Consider the following 17,357-nt stretch of genomic DNA (forward strand, 5'->3'; position numbering starts at 1 on the left):
CAGCATTTTTACCTCTTTTTTAAACAACTTTTATCTGTTCCTTACCTGTTGCTAACCTCGTGCCGGTAGCTTTGTGTTAAAATAATTACCAATGAAGCACGTATTGATTCCAACGGATTTTTCTATCAGGTCTCTGCGCGTAGTACACGGTGTGGTTGAGCGCTTTGGAGGTGAACCGTTAAACATAGTTCTGATGCACGCGATAGAAATGCCGACATCGATCATGGACCTGATGATGCTCTCCCGGAGATCAGCGCACCAGGATCTGATCACGGCAGATTATAAAGATGCATGTGAGATCATCAAAAACAAATATGCCTCTGTTATTCAATCCATGAAAACAGAGTTCCTGATAGGTAATGGCAAAGGAATATTCAGAAATTTCCTGCTGTATCACAACATAGATGTGATCGCATGTGCCGCAAAAGAAGAATTCCGCAAAGCAGGTCCCAACAGTTACAATCCTGCTGAGCTGATCCGGAAAAGCAAATATCCTGTACATCAGGTACCACTGGCTCCAAGAAAAGAGAAGTTCCTGGTATCTGCAATGTCTGAGCTATTTGAAGCATAGACCAATTAAAACCGTTACCGATGTTATTGAAAAACAATATCCCGTTTAAATACGTTTTCGGGAAAATCAAATATGAGGTCCTGCTTGTAGCGGTATATACGTTAATCATAGTAATACTGCATGACAGGTTTAACCTGAAGCACATGGCAATTCCATTGTCTGTGCCGATGATAATGGGTACTGTAATATCTCTGTTGCTCGCCTTCCGCTCTAACCAGGCGTATGACCGCTGGTGGGAAGCAAGAACGATATGGGGTGCGATAGTAAATGATTCAAGATCTTTTACCCGACAGGTGCTGTCCTTTGTTGACGACTCTGCCTATGAATCTGAGGAAATCAATCACTTCAGAGAGAGAATGGTACGCAGACAGATAGCCTGGTGTTACGCACTTAGTCAGTCACTGAGAGGACTGGATGGAAAAGATGGTTTGGAAAAGCATATCTCTAAAAGAGAGGTTGCTTACGTATCAAGATTCGCAAACATACCAATGGCCTTGCTCGATCTGCATGCAAGGGATCTGAACTATGCCCTGAAAAAAGGCTGGCTCAATGAATTCCAGCAGGTAACACTTGACCAGACATTAAGCCGTCTGTGTGATGCAATGGGTAAATGTGAGCGTATTAAAAACACCGTGTTCCCGGCTACGTACAGTCTGTATATTCATTTTGCAATGAACTTTTTCATACTGCTGTTACCGTTTGCACTGATAGAGTATTTCGGTTTGATTGAAGTACCATTGGTAGTAGCCATTGCAGCATCTTTCCTCTTGATAGAAAAGATGGCCATTCATCTGCAGGATCCGTTTGATAATAAACCAACGGATACGCCGATGACAACAATTTCAAGAAACATTGAACGTGATCTTAAGCAATTGCTGAACGATCATCATTTGCCGGAAACGACGCAAAATGTTGATCATAAGTTCTACGTGATGTAAAAATATAGCTGTACAACCTACACTTACTCTGTTGGAGGAGGGATAGCGCTCTGGCGTATTTGAATAATAGACTAAATCAAAGAATCAGGGAGGGGAGAATTATTGCGCCAGACGCGGTCCTAACATGGATATAGAGTGTTATATGGAGGAAACAAGTAAGGGAGCTTTTGCTCCCTTAAGTTTTTTATACCGGCTTGTAAATAATGTAATCAGAATAATAACCCTGGACCGCTTCCGCCCCTTGGCGCTTTACCAAGATGTATATAGGCTTTCTCTGTTACTTCCCTGCCTCTTGGCGTACGTTTGATAAAACCTTCCTGTATAAGGAACGGTTCGTATACTTCTTCCAGCGTACCTGATTCTTCACCTACTGCTGTAGCGATGGTGGTAATACCTACAGGGCCACCTTTAAAATTTTCAATGATCACCTGCAGTATACGGTTGTCCATTTCGTCCAGTCCGTATTCATCTACATTCAGGGCTTTCAGACTGAATTGCGCTATTTCCAGGTCGATGGTACCATTCCCCATTACCTGTGCGAAATCACGTACACGTCTGAGTAATCCGTTTGCGATACGAGGAGTACCACGGGAACGGCGGGCTATTTCCATGGCTGCATCTGAAGTGATCTTTGTATGTAGTATATCGGAGGCTCTCCAGATGATTTTCTGCAGTGTGGCTGCGTTATAGTATTCCAGTCTTGATTTGATACCAAAACGGGACAGGAGCGGAGCTGTCAGCAAACCCGAACGCGTAGTAGCCCCGATCAGTGTGAAAGGATGCAGGGTAATCTGTATGGAACGGGCACTGGGGCCTGTGTCAATCATGATGTCAATGCGGTAGTCTTCCATGGCAGAATACAGGTATTCTTCCACTACAGTACTGAGCCGGTGTATTTCATCGATGAAGAGCACGTCTTTATCTTCCAGGTTAGTGAGCAGGCCCGCGAGATCGCCGGGTTTTTCTATAACAGGTCCGGAGGTCTCTTTGATGTTTACCCCCATTTCGTTAGCCACGATGCGGGACAGGGTCGTTTTACCCAGTCCGGGAGGTCCATGGAACAGGATATGATCCAGTGCTTCCCCTCTCATCTTGGCGGCCTTGATAAAAATCTTCAGGTTCTCGATGATCTGGTCCTGCCCGGAGAAATCTACGATCTCCCGGGGCCGGATACTATTCTCAAATTCCTTTTCTGCCGCACTCTGGCGGTGTTCATCTGGTCTTATCGGATTAGACATATCGGGGTGAAAGTTACCAAAAATATTAGCTGTCCCCATACTCCCGGTACCGCTTTGTTTGCTATATTGTATATATTGAACCCAAAATCAACCGTAACCCGGAAAGGTCACAACATGAGAAAACACTTTATAACACTACCTGCACTATGCCTGGCTGCCCTGTTTGCTCAGGGACAGCAAATAAAGAAAGCGGAGGTGAAACGTATCCTGTCAACTTTAGCGGCAGACGATATGGAAGGCCGCGAAACGTTTAAATCGGGTGCGGAAAAAGCCGCTGTATTCCTGGAAAAAGAGTTCGCTAACGCAGGATTACAACCGCTGCAGGGAGATAATGATTTCAGACAGTCCTTTTTCCAGTTTGATACCAAACCTGTACGCCAGGACCTGATCCTGAACGGACAACCGGTATCCAGCAGCCGCACGTTTATAGCCGGTGTGGAAAGCAGTATCAAATGGACGCAGGATACTAAACTGGAGGTAGCTACAATTGGCGCTGCTGATAATTTTGACAGCAAAGTAAGAGAACTGAGACGTAACAGCACACAGCCGACAATCGTATGGGTAGATAATTCACACAGTGAGAAATTCGGACTGTATTACAAAGGCTTACAGGAACACGGCGCTCCTAAAACGGACAGTTCAGTGACCGTAGCGTTTATATTGAAAAACGCGACTGACAGCGATATTGACAGCTGGTCACTGGACGCAAAACAGGAAGTAACCCGTTTACCACTCTGCAATATTGCAGGCATGATCAAGGGAAGTGGTAAACCTGATGAATATGTAATATTCTCTGGTCACTATGATCATATCGGTATCCTGCCGCCGGTAGAACAGGACAGTATTGCTAATGGCGCGGATGATGATGCAAGCGGTGTAACAGCCGTATTGTTACTGGCAAAATACTTCAAAGCACATCCGCCGGTACGCAGCATTCTGTTTGTTGCGTTTACAGGAGAAGAGATCGGAGGATATGGTTCCCGCTATTTTTCCCGTCAACTGGACCCTGAAAAGGTTGTTGCCATGTTCAACATCGAAATGATCGGTAAGGAGTCTAAATTCGGTAAAAACAGTGCTTTTATCACAGGATATGAGCGTTCCAGTTTTGGCGAGATACTGGCTAAAAACCTGGCTTCTTCCAAATTCCGTTTCCATCCTGATCCTTATCCGGAACAGCAGCTGTTCTATCGTTCAGACAATGCCACACTGGCAAGACTGGGCGTTCCTGCACATACAATTTCTACAACACAGATTGATAAAGACACGCTCTATCACAGTGTAAATGATGAAATGGAAAGCATGGATCTGGACAATATCACCAGCATCATACAGGCAATTGCCACCAGCGCAACCTCCATCGTAGAGGGTAAGGATACCCCTTCCCGTATTGACAAGGCGACTGTCAGCAACCGCAGATAGTGCTTATGGCATGAATTGGAGGATCAGGTCTGGATCAGGACAGTTAGCGAGATATTGTGCTTTTTCACTGTAGCGGCATACACCGGGATAATCACCTTTATTCCCTTCCATATCAGTGATGATCTGGAAATGCAGGTGAGGAGGCCAGTGACCGTTTTCCGGAATATCTCCGAAATGAGCGATCAGTTGTCCGGCAGCTACTCGCATCCCTTCCTGCAAACCTTCCAGGTCTTTGAGCGAAAGATGACCATACAGCGTGTGAAAGGTGTGTCCTTCCAGCTGATGCTGCAGGATGATGGTCGCGCCATAGTCGCCGTGTACATCGTTAAAACGGAAGCTGTGGACAGTGCCGTCCAGGGGAGCGAAGACATAGGTGTTAACCGGTCCCCAGATATCGATGCCCAGGTGCAGGCGGCGGGGTTCTTCACCGGTAGAGAAATGTTCGCTGCGGGCATAGATCGTACGGTGTTCTGCATAACCGCCGATACCAAACGTACAGTCGTGGTCTTCCAGCAGTTGATTGACATAAGCAGTGAACCGATCTGTATTATCAAGTATTTCAGGTGTAATAGAAGTATTCCGGTCGGTGAAGTCCATCAGCAGTAACCTGTCGATTTCCGGATCGAGCAGAACGACGGGCTGAAAAGGCTGATAATGCGCTAATATCTGTTCTAACATTCAAAAAGGTTGAGACGGGAAAAATACGTAAATTCCCAGTAAATAAAGGGTCATCCGGTACTTTGACTATAGTTATCCCTCGCTGATGCTGCGATAAAAAGGGAGCACTAACGAAGGATAACCATAGTCAAAGTATAGACAAACCGATAAGAAACTTAGAGGCATAAAAAAAAGGAGCGCTCCATCTTGTGATGGAGCGCTCCTTTTTTATTTCAGACAGTATTAGACAACCAGGTTGATCATTCTGCCTTTTACGATCACGATTTTCTTAACTGGTTTACCATCAATCCATTTCTGGACAGCTTCGTTTTCCAGTACTTCTTTTTCGATAGCAGCATTATCAGCATCCAGCGGGAAGCTCAGTTCGGTACGTGTTTTACCGTTCACAGCTATCGGATAAGTAAATGCGCTTTCTTTTGTGTATTTCTCGTCGAATACCGGATATGGTGTATCCAGGATACTGGTTGTATTACCCAGCAGGTGCCACAGTTCCTCTGCAATGTGTGGTGCATAAGGCGCCAGTAATATGAGTACCGGTTCCAGTACGCTACGCTTGTTACATTTCAGGCTGCTCAGCTCATTGACACAGATCATGAACTGGCTGACAGCGGTATTGTAAGAGAAGTTTTCAGTATCTGCATCAATCTTCTGAATAGTCTTGTGCAGCGCTTTCAGTTCTTCAGGGGTAGCCGCATCATTGTTGACGATAATGCCTTTCTGCTCGTCAGCGAAGAGACGCCACAGTTTCTTCAGGAAGCGGTGCACACCCTCGATACCTTTGGTATCCCATGGTTTAGACTGCTCTACCGGACCGAGGAACATTTCGTACATACGGAAGGTATCCGCACCGAATTTCTCTACGACATCATCCGGGTTTACGGTGTTGTACTTTCCTTTACTCATTTTTTCAAGGACTACACCACAGATATATTTACCGTCTTCCAGGATAAATTCTGCGTCTTTATTGGCCGGACGCCAGTTCTTAAACGCTTGTATATCCAGTTCCAGGCCGTCTACGATATTCACATCAGTATGCAGTTCGTCTGTTTCGTACTGATCTTTCAGACCATGAGAAACATAGGTATTTGTGCCACGCAGGCGGTATACCATACGGGAACTACCACCGATCATACCCTGATTGATCAGCTTTTTATAAGGTTCCTGGAAACCTATATAACCGAGGTCATACAGGGCTTTGGTCCACATACGGGAGTACAGCAGGTGACCAACTGCGTGTTCGGTACCACCAACGTATACATCCACCTGATTCCAGTAATCAGTCGCAGCACGGTCAGCAAATACTTCCGCGTTTTTAGGATCTGTATAACGCAGGAAGTACCAGCTGCTACCTGCATAACCAGGCATGGTGTTGGTTTCTCTTCTGGTGTTTGCGTCTATGTTTACCCAGTCGGTGATATTTGCCAGCGGACCTTCACCTTCTTCCCCTGGTTTATAGTTTTCTACGTGAGGCAGGGTAACCGGTAATTCTTTTTCATCCAGCGCGTAAGGCGTACCGTCTTTATACACGATAGGGAATGGCTCACCCCAGTAACGCTGGCGACTGAAGCCGGAATCCCTCATCTTGTAATTGATCTGGCGTTTGCCTATACCCATTGCTTCCACTTTATCGATCACTACATCCATGGCATCCCGCATGTTCATACCATCCAGGAAATCACTGTTCTGGAGAGTAGCATCTTTGGTAGCATTGGCGTCTTCACCGTTGAAGGCGTCGCCGATGATATTGGTAATGTGGATATCGAAGTGTTTGGCAAAGTTGAAATCACGCTGGTCGCCACACGGTACGGCCATGATAGCACCGGTACCGTAGCCTGCCAGTACGTATTCAGAGATCCACACCGGGATGCGCTGGCCGTTGAACGGATTGAGCACATAAGCGCCGGTGAAGCAACCGGTAATCTGTTTTACTTCTGCCATACGCTCTCTTTCGGAGCGGCTCTGTACATAATCCAGGTATTTCTCTACGTCTTCTTTTTTATCAGCGGTGGTAATGAGTGATACGAGATCATGCTCAGGGGCCAGTACCATAAAGTCCACACCGAAGATGGTGTCAGGACGGGTGGTATATACGGTAACTCCTGCATTTTCAACGCCATCGATCTGGAAGGTGATCTCAGCACCCTGGCTCTTACCGATCCAGTTACGCTGCATTTCCTTCATTGCGTCGCTGAAGGAAACTGTTTCCAGTCCTTCCAGCAGGCGGTTAGCATACTCGGTAATACGCAGGAACCACTGTCTCATTTTCTTTTTGACAACGGGGAATCCACCACGCTCGCTGACGCCGTTGATCACCTCGTCATTCGCCAGTACGGTACCCAGTGCTGCGCACCAGTTTACTTCTGCGAAGGCCAGGAAAGCCAGGCGGTAGTGCATGAGTATTTCACGCTGACGTACTTCGGAGAACTCTTTCCATTCCTCAGCGGTGAATTTAATATAGCGATCACCAGGACATTCATGGGCAGCATTACCTGACTGTTCAAAGATGCTGATCAGTGTGGAGATCCTTTCTGCTTTCTGAAGAGAGCGGTTAAACCAGCTGTCGAACAGTTGGAGGAAGATCCACTGTGTCCATTTATAATAGTCCGGGTCGCTGGTTTTTATCTCTCGTTCCCAGTCAAAGGAGAATCCGATGTTATCCAGCTGCCTGCGGAAGGAAGCCAGGTTATTGGCAGTGGTCACTGCCGGATGCTGACCGGTTTCCAGTGCATATTGCTCTGCCGGCAGACCAAAGGCGTCCCAACCCATTGGGTGGAGCACGTTAAAGCCTTTTAGTCTTTTATAACGCGCATATATATCCGATGAAATATATCCAAGTGGATGGCCCACATGGAGTCCCGCTCCCGAAGGGTAGGGGAACATGTCCAGTACGTAACATTTGGGTTTGGGGCTATTGTTGCTGACCTGATAGGCTTTCGTTTCTACCCAGCGTGCCTGCCACTTTTTCTCAATCGCCCTGAAATTGTATTCCATATAATTAAATAATAATCTGTCTGTTCTGTCCATGAGTCGATTCAAGCTGCTCATGTATCAGCATAAAATAACGTTAAAGGATGACAAAAGTAAACATAACTCCTAATTTTTATTATTTTCGCCAATAAACGGTAGATTAATGGCGCAGCAACCCGGCAAATCATCATCAAAAAAATCTAAACCTTCCTATCTGTACTCTATTATTGGAGTGGCTCTTGTCCTGTTCCTGCTGGGAACATTGGGACTTATTGTCATTCATGCCAATAAACTGAGTGAGTTCTTTAAGGAAAGTATTGAGATACAGGTGATTCTAAGGGATAACGTGAAAGAGGACCAGGCCATTGCACTGCGTGATTCTATTGCTTCCCGTCCCTACGTGAAGTCTATTGAATACGTTTCCAAGGAGATGGCTGCAGACCGTTTCAAGAAAGAATTCGGTGAGGATTTCATCACCCTCTTACAATATAACCCTTTGTACGCAAGTATCAATATTAAAGGTAATGCTCCCTACGTGAACCCTGACAGCCTCCGTATTATCGAGGCAAATCTGTCACAGCAGAGCATTGTAAGAGAAATTTCTTATCAGCGCGGGCTGGTAAGCAAGCTGAATGAAAATGTTCGTAAGATCGGACTGGTGATACTCGGCATTTGTGTGCTGCTGGCACTGGTAGTGATCGTACTGATTGACAATACAATCCGCCTGGCGATGTTCAGCAACCGTTTCCTGATCAAAACCATGCAGATGGTAGGAGCGACCCGCTGGTTCATTGCCAAACCGTTCGATATCCGCAGTATTATCAATGGTGCTATCAGTGCACTGATGGCAATCGCTGGATTGATCGGTATTGTTTATTTTGCAGACCAGCTGCTGCCTGAATTGGCAGGTATGAGGGACTATTTCATGATGGCTGTGCTTTTCATCGGGATGATCATTATAGGTATCTTTATCTCCCTGGTGAGTACACACCGCTCAGTAATGAAGTACCTGCGTCTGAAGCTGGATGACCTTTATTAAACTGATAATTACACCATACTACAGATATGAGTAAAGCAACTAAGACAATCAATGTCGAGAAAACAGGCGTAGACGTCCGTGCTGTTTTTCCAAAAGAAAACTACAAGATCATGATTGCCGGACTGGCAGTGGTAGTAGTGGGCTTCCTGTTAATGATGGGTGGCAACAGCGATGATCCTAATACCTTCAAACCTGAAGAAGTATATAGCTTCCGCCGTATAACACTGGCTCCGATCGTTATCTTACTGGGCCTGGTGGTAGAGATCTACGCGATCATGCGCAGACCTAAATAAGCAGTAAAAAGATATGATTTTCATATGGCGATGACCAGTTCATCGCCTTTTTTTTGATAAACAAGCAACCTCAGAAATTAAAACCCGTTAATTGTCATGGAACTCTGGCAGGCCATCATTATTGCAATTGTGGAAGGATTAACCGAATTTTTACCTGTATCATCTACAGGACATATGGTAATCACCAGTGCATTGTTAAAGCTCAACAAAGACGAATTTACCAAGCTGTTCGAAGTATGTATCCAGTTAGGCGCTATCCTGGCGGTAGTGGTACTTTACTGGAAGAAATTCCTGGTATTTGATAAGAACCGGGTCAACTTTTATATTAAACTGGTAGTGGCAGTATTACCTGCATTGATTGTAGGTTACCTGTTTGCCGATAAAATTGACGCCCTGCTGGAAAGTCCGCTGGTCGTTGGGATTACATTACTCGTAGGCGGTGTTGTGCTGCTGTTTGTAGACAACTGGTTTACCAAACAAACCATCGAAAGGGATGAAGATATGAGCCTGTTTAAGGCTTTACGTATCGGTTTCTGGCAATGTGTGGCCATGATACCCGGTGTAAGTCGCAGCGCAGCGACTATCATCGGCGGTATGCAGCAAAAGCTCACCCGCAACGTAGCGGCTGAATTTTCCTTCTTCCTCGCGGTACCAACCATGGCAGCTGCTACAGGTTACAAACTGCTGAAAGGACGTGAATTGCTCATGTCCAATACAGAGAACCTGAAGCTTCTTCTGATCGGTAATGTCGTAGCGTTTGTAGTGGCAATGGTGGCGATCAAGTTTTTTATCAATGCTCTGAAAAAATACGGCTTCAGAGTATGGGGCTACTACCGTATCGTGGTAGGTATTGCTATCCTGGTGGCGATCGGCCTGGGATATAAATTATCTGTGTAATCGAAGCTTCACATATAAGCCCTGTCATAACATGGCAGGGCTTTTTTTTCCTGTTTATATTTATGAGAACGTTTATCCTGTATCTGTACTGTATGGCGGTGGCCTGTGTTGCTATCGCACAGCGAAATTATGTTCCTGCAACAATCATTACCCTGAAAAATGATTCCCTGAAAGGTTTTGTAGACTTCCGTGACTGGTATCAGGCCCCTACTTCCATCACTTTTAAGCAAAGCTTATCCGATGCGTCAGACCAGCATTTTGGTCCTGGTGATATCAGTGGTTTCCGGATAGGAGACGCTATGGATGAGTATGTATCCCGTAAAGTAAAAATTGATGTCACCTATGAAGACTTTTCTGCACAAAGCGAAATGGGCGCCCGTGAAATACGGGATACACTTGTGTTCCTGCATAAGCTGGTTACTGGTCACTATAACCTGTATGAGTATATAGACAAGCATTCAAGAGCGCATTATATCTACGACGCAGCGCATGTTCCCGTGACCGAACTGGAGTTGATTAAAGCGTATGTGTATGGTACCAACAGAGAGGGAGTATTTACTGACGAACGTTATAAACAACAGTTATCTGAATTATTTGCAGATGCGCCAGGAATTTCTCGTAAGAGCTTGACTGCTAATTATTCAGAGAAAAGCCTCTCCCGGCTTTTTATGGCTTATAATAAAGAAAAAAATCCCGCGACGGTTGCTACTCCCCTGAGCGAAAAGGGAAATGTGCGTTACCCGGTAACATTCGGATTGATGGGAGGAATGTCCTTTAACAGCTTTAATTTCTATGGTTCGGCGCTTTTCACGAAAGGGAAATACCCTTCCTATAACAGTCCGATAGGAGGCATATGGGCAAATGTTCCTTTAGGAAGGGCTGGCCGTAATTTTTCGATCGCATTTGAAGCTTTCTATAAAAGGATCAAAACGGCTACAAAAGTGGAGATCGGAGATGACTACAAATTTGACTTCAGTTATTTACAGGTGAATACATTGGTTCGTTACACCTATCCTACTAAATCTGCTATCAGACCCTATGCGAACATCGGGATCGGGCATGGATTTATGATAAAAGAGACGGATAATGCGCGCAGATATTACTATAGACCTGAAGAGTGGATACAAGCAATCGAAAAGCTCCGTAAATACGAGCAGTCACTTGTAGGAGGCATCGGTGTTGATATTTACAGGTTCGGAATTGAAGCCAGGTATAATACCAGTAACGGATTCTCTAACTATGTGAGTGGTAAATCTGCGGTAAACAGCTTTCAGCTATTGGCAAGATTCACTTTTTAGCCCTTCACTGCCAGCAGCAGCTCCAGATCTGTATACTTTAATTTGAATTTTTCGCTGAGGTGATAGTTGGTCAGCGCGCCTTTGTACAGATAGATACCATTACGTACACCGCGTTTGATCCATACCAGGTTTTCAAAGCCTCCGTCATCGGCGGCTTCCAGCAGCAGCGGCATCAGCACATTGCTGATCGCTTCTGATGCTGTACGGGCAAATCCGGATGGGATATTAGGTACGCAATAGTGTACGACGTCGTATTTCTTAAATACCGGATTCTCGTGGCTGGTGATCTCAGAAGTTTCGAAACAGCCACCACGGTCTATACTTACGTCAACGATTACAGAGCCGGCCTTCATATTGCTGACCATTGCTTCTGTTACAACAATAGGGGTACGGCCATTCTGAGAGGAGAGTGCACCTACCGCTACGTCGGCATTACGGAGTTGTTCTGCCAGCACCTTAGGTTGCATAACAGAAGTGAATATACGCACGCCGATGTTATTCTGCAGGCGTTTCAGCTTATAGATATTATTGTCGAATACTTTTACGGAAGCGCCCAGGGCCATCGCAGTCCTGGCGGCAAATTCGCCTACGATACCAGCCCCGATGATGACTACCTTGGTAGGCGGGATCCCTGTTACGCCACCCAATAAGATACCCTTTCCTTTATTGCTGTTACTGAGGTACTGACCGGCCAGCAGCATGACTGCGCCACCGGCAATTTCACTCATTGCCCTTACAATCGGATAGGTACCTGCATCGTCTTTCAGGTTCTCAAAAGAAAGCAGGGTAATCCTTTTTTCCATCATCTTCTGTACCTGCTCAATTTTGAGTGCGGCAAGATGAATAGGAGAAATAACGATCTGGTGGGGACGTAGCAGTTCTATTTCCTCGTCATTGAGGGGAGCAGATTTTACGATGATCTCTGCCTTAAAGACTTCTTTTTTGTCATATAGGATTTCAGCGCCAGCTTCTGAGTAATCGGTATCATAAAAATGAGAACCGTCGCCTGCTTTATGTTCAACCACTATATGATGACCATTGTTGGCCAGTATACTTACTGCATCTGGTGTTAATGCAATACGGTTTTCCTGGAAGGAATTTTCTTTTGGTATACCTATAAATAAACGGGAATTTTTCTGAGGAATATCCAGCGTTTCTTCCAGTGGTGAATATGTAAAGCCAGCACTCACAACAGGTTTTTGCCTTTGCTCCATATGATTATCAAGATTGGTCCGGGTGATTTTTTCCGAGTATCCAAAGATACGTCATTTGTTGAAAGCATTATCCGGCGCGTAAAAGCCTTTTTTTATCCGGTAACACTGATAACTGCAGCCGGATGGTATCCGGAGGCAGCAGATCGTTAATGATGTCAGGCCATTCTACGAAACTGATTGCATGATCGCGGTATATGGTATCTTCTACGCCGGCAGCGATGGCCTCTTCTTCGTCTTTGAGACGATAGAGATCGAGGTGATAAATGCTATACTGCTGGCCATTTTCCCTGAAAGCATATTCATTGATAATGGAAAAAGTGGGACTGGCAGTCGCATCTTCTACACCTCTGGCGGCGCATAAAGCTTTTATAAACGTGGTTTTACCTGCTCCCATCGGGCCTTCCAGGGTAAATATATGTTGCCCCTTGTAATGTTGCCAGAAGCTTTCAGCCGTGGCAGGCAGATCTTCCTGAGAAAATGTCCATTCCATGCAGTAAATTTAGCTAATTACTATGTCATTGGTTGCTACCCAGTTGCATTAAAAATCCCGGTACCCGGAACGGATTGATAATCTGTATGATAAGCCCGTATGCCGATACTTCGTTGCATTAATATTTTATTCGCGTAAAACGGGGCATGGTACCTTTGTAGTGGTATTTTGATATTAATATTTATTCAGTAGAACATGGAAACGATCAGTTGTAAAGTAAGGGGTATGCATTGCACCAATTGCGCGCAATCGGTGTCCAGGTACCTTGAACATAAAGGTATGCAGGACGTAAATGTGAGCTTTGCCACAGAAGAGTTGAGTTTTACCCTGCCGGAAGGCGTTACATCCGCTACTGAAGTACTGAATGGCATTAACCAGATGGGCTATCAGATACTATTGCCTGACCAGCCTCTGCCTAAAGCCGCATTTCTCAATACCCTTAGTTTTAAATTCATTTTCTGCGCCATATTTACCGCTCCATTGTTACTGCATATGTGGGTAAACTGGGGGTGGTTGCACAACCCATATGTACAGCTGGCCCTGTCTACACCGGTATACCTGGTGGGATTATGGCACTTTGGGCGTAGCGCATGGCGCTCCCTGGTCAACAGACTGGCCAATATGGACGTACTGATCACATTGGGTGCTACCGCTGCCTATGGTTACAGCCTTACAGGTACTTTACTGCATCTTGGCGGTGAGTATATGTTCTATGAAACGGCTGCCGCGATCATTACCCTCGTTTTCCTGGGTAATCTGCTGGAGGAGCGTTCTGTTAAACAAACAACTACCGCGATTGCGGATCTTGCACGTATGCAGGTCACCACGGCACGGCTGATCACCGACCACGGAAATCACGAACATATCCATGCTGTCGATAATCGGACACTGAAACCAGGAGATAAAGTATTAGTCAATACGGGTGACAAAATCCCGATGGATGGCACTATTTACTGGGGTAACGGATATATCAACGAGTCCATGATCACCGGTGAAAGCACACCCATATCAAAAAAAGAGAAAGATAAGGTAATCGGTGGCACCATCATGGAAGATGGTAGTATCAAGATGTTCATTACCGCTACAGGAAAGGATACTGTATTGTCCTATATCATAGAACTGGTCAAACAGGCCCAGGGCAGCAAACCCGATATGCAAAGACTGGCGGACAGGATCAGTGGTATTTTTGTACCCCTGGTACTGGGTATTTCCATTGCCACTTTCCTCGGATGGCTGCTTTTCAGCCAGGTAACGACCGGAGAAGCCATTATGAAGAGTATTGCCGTACTGGTGATTGCCTGTCCCTGTGCGATGGGACTGGCTACACCGGCAGCCGTTATGGTCGGATTGGGACGCGCTGCTAATAATGGTATCCTGATAAAGGGAGCCAACACACTGGAAGCCTTTAAGGATATTAAATATGTGGTGCTGGATAAAACCGGTACCCTCACCACTGGTAAATTACAGATAGGTAATTATCATTTTGAAGGCATAAGCGAACAGGCGTTCAAAGCCACGGTATATAGCCTGGAAAAATATTCCTCCCATCCGATTGCCCGTTCTCTTTCTGCTCAATGGAAGGGAGAGGGAGAAGCCGGATTATTGCAGGTCAGAGAGATCAAAGGCCGCGGTATGCAGGCAAAAGACACACAGGGCAATGAATGGCAGCTGGGCTCCTATACAATGGCGGAAAACGCTACCAAAGATGACAGTCATAACATCTACCTGCTGAAAAACGGGCAACTGGCCGGCTGGATCGACTTTACCGACGAAATCAGACCTGATGCCGCCCAGATGGTGCAGCTGTTAAAACACAGGGGGATCAAGCCGGTACTGCTGAGTGGAGATACAGAAAGAAAATGCCGGGAACTGGCCGCACAGGTAGGTATTACCGAGGTATTTGCCGGACAAACACCTGAACAGAAGCTACAGAAGATCGATGCACTGATGAAAGAAGCCGCTGTGGCAATGGTAGGCGATGGCATCAATGACGCGCCTGCGCTGGCAAGGGCCAGCATAGGTATCTCTCTGAGTGATGCTACACATGTGGCCATGCAGAGCGCCAATGTGATCCTGCTGAATAACCGTCTATCTTCACTGCCGCTGGCACTGGGATTAGGACGACATACCTACCTGACAATCAAACAGAACCTCTTCTGGGCATTTATTTATAATATCATTGCTATTCCTTTCGCTGCATTTGGCGTATTAAGCCCCATTTCAGGCGCCGGCGTGATGGCCTTGTCAGATATTGTTCTGGCAGTGAACTCAGTCAGATTACGCTATAAAAAGGTGGTCTGAGTATTGCATCCTGTAGGTGCAGATTCTTTATTTTTACACCTGCTCAGATATGCTCAATCCATCCGACATACTCAAGAAGTTCTGGGGATACGAACAATTCCGTCCTTTACAGGAAGATATCATACAGTCGATCATCAACGGAAAAGATACCCTTGCATTGCTGCCTACGGGTGGTGGTAAGTCTATTTGTTTCCAGGTGCCGGCATTGATGAAACCAGGATTATGCCTGGTCGTCACGCCGTTGATCGCGTTGATGAAAGACCAGGTAGCAAACCTGCAGAAGCGGAATATACCCGCTGCCGCCATCTATGCCGGTATGTATTATCAGGATGTGGAACGGCTGCTGGAAGATGCCCGCAGAGGAAAGTATAAATTCCTGTATGTTTCTCCGGAGCGTTTGCAGAGTAAACGTTTCCTGGAATATTGCGATGGTATGCCGGTGAATCTGCTGGCTATTGATGAAGCACACTGTATTTCACAGTGGGGATATGATTTTCGTCCTGCTTATCTGGATATAGCAGCTATCAGGGGATATTTCCCGGGAGTGCCTGTACTGGCGCTCACCGCATCTGCTACTCCTGAAGTACAGCAGGATATCTGTGAAAAGCTGCTGATGAAACGGGCGGCTATATTTACCAAAAGCTTTGCCCGTTCTAATCTTTCCTATAGTGTTATCGAAGAAGATAATAAACCTGAAAAACTGAAGCACATCCTGCAAAGAGTACCCGGCAGTGCGATCGTCTATTGCCGTAACCGGAAACGTACGCGGGAGATTGCCGATATGCTGGAACAGGAGGGGATTTCTGCTACCTATTATCACGCGGGACTGACCGGAGATGAACGTACTGCACGGCAGGAATTGTGGATCAACAGCCGTATACGGGTGATTGCCTGTACCAATGCATTCGGTATGGGGATCGACAAACCGGATGTACGGCTGGTAGTACATTATGATGCTACGGATGCGCTGGAGGCTTACTATCAGGAAGCGGGCCGCGCAGGAAGAGATGAAAAGAAGGCATATGCCGTACTCTTATACCAACAGCAGGAACTGAATGAAATGGTTCAGGCAATGCAATTACAGTTCCCCGAAATACCCGAGATCCGTGAAGTGTATCAAAGTCTGGTTAACTATCTGCAGGTGGCTGTGGGCAGCGCAGAAGGAGTATATTACGATTTTGATATCAATGATTTTGTAAGAAAATTTAATCTCAATATCACGATTACCTATAGTGCGTTACGCATATTGGAACAGGAAGGTATACTGCAACTGAGTGAAAGTGTGTTCATGCCTTCAAGAGTAGAGTTTGTGATCAGTAAGCAGACGTTGTATGATTTTACTGATATGCAAGCGGACTTCGAACCAATCACCCAGACATTACTGCGCACGTATGAAGGTGTTTTTGATACGCCGGTGCCGGTGTATGAAAAACAACTTGCACGTATTTTAAGAAAGCCTGAACCACAGATTGTACAATGGTTACAGCAATTACATCAACGGGGAATCATTAAGTATAATCAGCGTAAAGAAGAACCGCAATTGTGCTTTTCGCAGGAGCGGGTATCAGCGCAACGTCTGCAGATAGATGCGGGGAAGATAAAAGAGCGTATGCAGGCTTATAAAGCGCGGTTGGATGCCATGATGAATTATGTGGAGAACAGAGAGGTCTGTCGTACACAATTGCTGGTAAGGTATTTTGGTGAGAAAAATACAGCAGAATGTGGTACCTGTGATGTGTGTATAGAGAAAAGAAAAAAGCCCCTGGAAGCGAAGGCAGGTGCAACAATTGCCAGTCAGTTAATAGCGCAGTTAGGGAATGAACCGGAGGAGTGGCATGTAGTGAGAAACCGGCTTTTAGCTATTGAGGAAGACGCACTGCTGGAAGTGATGCAGTTCCTGATCCTGGAGGAAAAAGCAGGTCGGGACGCCGATGGAAAAGTATATCTCAGATAATATGATTTTTATATAAAGCGAAAGCCGTCGCGCCTTTGGCGGACGGCTTTCGCTTTATAT

Annotated in this window: 14 protein-coding genes; 9 read left to right on the top strand and 5 right to left on the bottom strand. The window is 45.8% G+C overall.

Annotation, left to right across the window (positions count from 1 at the left end; genetic code table 11):
• Window positions 1–91: 91 nt before the first annotated feature.
• Both CPIN_RS06190 and CPIN_RS06195 read left to right on the top strand, forming a co-directional pair.
• Window positions 92–571: a putative universal stress family protein gene (locus tag CPIN_RS06190; RefSeq protein ID WP_012788923.1), complete on the top strand. Its 480-nt coding sequence runs from the start codon at window positions 92–94 to the stop codon at window positions 569–571.
• Between the two features lie 20 nt (window positions 572–591).
• Window positions 592–1,509 carry a bestrophin family protein gene (locus CPIN_RS06195; RefSeq protein WP_012788924.1) on the top strand — a complete coding sequence of 306 codons (918 nt, stop codon included), beginning with the start codon at window positions 592–594 and terminating at the stop codon, window positions 1,507–1,509.
• 209 nt (window positions 1,510–1,718) lie between these two features.
• Here CPIN_RS06195 and ruvB read toward each other — a convergent pair whose 3' ends face one another.
• Complete coding sequence (ruvB, locus tag CPIN_RS06200; RefSeq protein ID WP_044217991.1) at window positions 1,719–2,747, bottom strand: Holliday junction branch migration DNA helicase RuvB; 1,029 nt, start codon at window positions 2,745–2,747, stop codon at window positions 1,719–1,721.
• Between the two features lie 114 nt (window positions 2,748–2,861).
• Between ruvB and CPIN_RS06205 the strand changes: the two genes are divergently transcribed.
• On the top strand, window positions 2,862–4,166 hold the full coding sequence (locus CPIN_RS06205) for a M28 family metallopeptidase (RefSeq protein ID WP_012788926.1): 1,305 nt from the start codon (window positions 2,862–2,864) through the stop codon (window positions 4,164–4,166).
• Between the two features lie 3 nt (window positions 4,167–4,169).
• On the opposite strand, the gene CPIN_RS06210 is transcribed toward CPIN_RS06205, so the two are convergent.
• A complete protein-coding gene (locus CPIN_RS06210; protein ID WP_012788927.1) occupies window positions 4,170–4,844 on the bottom strand; it encodes a peptidoglycan DD-metalloendopeptidase family protein in 675 nt (224 codons plus the stop codon).
• Between the two features lie 222 nt (window positions 4,845–5,066).
• Complete coding sequence (gene leuS / locus CPIN_RS06215) at window positions 5,067–7,889, bottom strand: leucine--tRNA ligase (protein ID WP_459348741.1); 2,823 nt, start codon at window positions 7,887–7,889, stop codon at window positions 5,067–5,069.
• A gap of 85 nt (window positions 7,890–7,974) precedes the next feature.
• On the opposite strand from leuS, the gene CPIN_RS06220 reads away from it, so the two are divergent.
• From CPIN_RS06220 to CPIN_RS06235, 4 genes are all read left to right on the top strand, one after another.
• Window positions 7,975–8,850, top strand: a complete 876-nt coding sequence (locus tag CPIN_RS06220) for a cell division protein FtsX (RefSeq protein WP_012788929.1) — start codon at window positions 7,975–7,977, stop codon at window positions 8,848–8,850.
• Window positions 8,851–8,876: 26 nt separating this feature from the next.
• Window positions 8,877–9,143 carry a DUF3098 domain-containing protein gene (locus CPIN_RS06225; protein ID WP_012788930.1) on the top strand — a complete coding sequence of 89 codons (267 nt, stop codon included), beginning with the start codon at window positions 8,877–8,879 and terminating at the stop codon, window positions 9,141–9,143.
• A 96-nt stretch (window positions 9,144–9,239) separates the two neighbouring features.
• Window positions 9,240–10,040 carry an undecaprenyl-diphosphate phosphatase gene (locus tag CPIN_RS06230; RefSeq protein ID WP_012788931.1) on the top strand — a complete coding sequence of 267 codons (801 nt, stop codon included), beginning with the start codon at window positions 9,240–9,242 and terminating at the stop codon, window positions 10,038–10,040.
• Between the two features lie 62 nt (window positions 10,041–10,102).
• Window positions 10,103–11,338 (top strand): outer membrane beta-barrel protein, encoded by a 1,236-nt coding sequence (locus tag CPIN_RS06235; protein ID WP_012788932.1) that lies wholly within the window; start codon window positions 10,103–10,105, stop codon window positions 11,336–11,338.
• Here the strand turns inward: CPIN_RS06235 and CPIN_RS06240 are convergent.
• On the bottom strand, window positions 11,335–12,552 hold the full coding sequence (locus CPIN_RS06240) for an alanine dehydrogenase (protein WP_012788933.1): 1,218 nt from the start codon (window positions 12,550–12,552) through the stop codon (window positions 11,335–11,337). The genes CPIN_RS06235 and CPIN_RS06240 overlap by 4 nt on opposite strands.
• 67 nt (window positions 12,553–12,619) lie before the next feature.
• A complete protein-coding gene (tsaE, locus tag CPIN_RS06245; RefSeq protein ID WP_012788934.1) occupies window positions 12,620–13,042 on the bottom strand; it encodes a tRNA (adenosine(37)-N6)-threonylcarbamoyltransferase complex ATPase subunit type 1 TsaE in 423 nt (140 codons plus the stop codon).
• Between the two features lie 195 nt (window positions 13,043–13,237).
• Here tsaE and CPIN_RS06250 point away from each other — a divergent pair, with 195 nt between their 5' ends.
• Both CPIN_RS06250 and CPIN_RS06255 read left to right on the top strand, forming a co-directional pair.
• Window positions 13,238–15,343 carry a heavy metal translocating P-type ATPase gene (locus tag CPIN_RS06250; RefSeq protein WP_012788935.1) on the top strand — a complete coding sequence of 702 codons (2,106 nt, stop codon included), beginning with the start codon at window positions 13,238–13,240 and terminating at the stop codon, window positions 15,341–15,343.
• A gap of 49 nt (window positions 15,344–15,392) precedes the next feature.
• Window positions 15,393–17,297, top strand: coding sequence for a RecQ family ATP-dependent DNA helicase (locus CPIN_RS06255; protein WP_012788936.1), 1,905 nt, complete (start codon window positions 15,393–15,395; stop codon window positions 17,295–17,297).
• Window positions 17,298–17,357 lie beyond the last annotated feature (60 nt).

It is taken from the genome of Chitinophaga pinensis DSM 2588 (assembly GCF_000024005.1).
Lineage (GTDB): Bacteria > Bacteroidota > Bacteroidia > Chitinophagales > Chitinophagaceae > Chitinophaga > Chitinophaga pinensis.

Coding starts and splice junctions, on each gene's coding strand:
- CPIN_RS06190 (WP_012788923.1), top strand. CDS start 92: ATGAAGCACGTATTGATTCCAACGGATTTTTCTATCAGGTCTCTGCGC.
- CPIN_RS06195 (WP_012788924.1), top strand. CDS start 592: ATGTTATTGAAAAACAATATCCCGTTTAAATACGTTTTCGGGAAAATC.
- ruvB (WP_044217991.1), bottom strand. CDS start 2,747: ATGTCTAATCCGATAAGACCAGATGAACACCGCCAGAGTGCGGCAGAA.
- CPIN_RS06205 (WP_012788926.1), top strand. CDS start 2,862: ATGAGAAAACACTTTATAACACTACCTGCACTATGCCTGGCTGCCCTG.
- CPIN_RS06210 (WP_012788927.1), bottom strand. CDS start 4,844: ATGTTAGAACAGATATTAGCGCATTATCAGCCTTTTCAGCCCGTCGTT.
- leuS (WP_459348741.1), bottom strand. CDS start 7,889: ATGAGCAGCTTGAATCGACTCATGGACAGAACAGACAGATTATTATTT.
- CPIN_RS06220 (WP_012788929.1), top strand. CDS start 7,975: ATGGCGCAGCAACCCGGCAAATCATCATCAAAAAAATCTAAACCTTCC.
- CPIN_RS06225 (WP_012788930.1), top strand. CDS start 8,877: ATGAGTAAAGCAACTAAGACAATCAATGTCGAGAAAACAGGCGTAGAC.
- CPIN_RS06230 (WP_012788931.1), top strand. CDS start 9,240: ATGGAACTCTGGCAGGCCATCATTATTGCAATTGTGGAAGGATTAACC.
- CPIN_RS06235 (WP_012788932.1), top strand. CDS start 10,103: ATGAGAACGTTTATCCTGTATCTGTACTGTATGGCGGTGGCCTGTGTT.
- CPIN_RS06240 (WP_012788933.1), bottom strand. CDS start 12,552: ATGGAGCAAAGGCAAAAACCTGTTGTGAGTGCTGGCTTTACATATTCA.
- tsaE (WP_012788934.1), bottom strand. CDS start 13,042: ATGGAATGGACATTTTCTCAGGAAGATCTGCCTGCCACGGCTGAAAGC.
- CPIN_RS06250 (WP_012788935.1), top strand. CDS start 13,238: ATGGAAACGATCAGTTGTAAAGTAAGGGGTATGCATTGCACCAATTGC.
- CPIN_RS06255 (WP_012788936.1), top strand. CDS start 15,393: ATGCTCAATCCATCCGACATACTCAAGAAGTTCTGGGGATACGAACAA.